Origin of the sequence: Nocardia blacklockiae, assembly GCF_015477355.1 — a bacterium.
Taxonomy (GTDB): Bacteria; Actinomycetota; Actinomycetes; order Mycobacteriales; family Mycobacteriaceae; genus Nocardia; species Nocardia blacklockiae.
Genome location: NZ_JADLRJ010000068.1, coordinates 1 through 287, shown reverse-complemented (window position 1 = coordinate 287; position 287 = coordinate 1). Strand labels below are relative to the sequence as shown.

The following is a 287-nucleotide window of genomic DNA, read 5'->3' as shown; positions in this document are numbered from 1 at the left end:
CGGGTGCTGCCGCTGGTGCAGGACGGCGAATGGTTCTTCGACACCGAGCTGCTGGTGATCGCCGAGCGCGCCGTGCTGCGCATCCACGAGGTGCCGGTCGACTGGATCGACGACCCGGACAGCCGCGTCGACATCGTCGACACCGCCCGCAAGGACCTGCTGGGCGTGGGGCGGGTGGGCCGGGGGCTGGCCACCGGCGCGCTGCCGATCAACGAGCTGCGCGCGGCGATCGGCCGCGAGCCGCTGGTGGACGGGGTTCCGCTGGGCATGGTGGGCCTGCTGGTGCG

The 287-nt window shown here is 73.5% G+C and carries 1 pseudogene; it reads left to right on the top strand.

The features are described from left to right. A pseudogene (locus tag IU476_RS35760) lies at positions 1 to 287 on the top strand (glycosyltransferase family 2 protein); the annotation flags it as partial.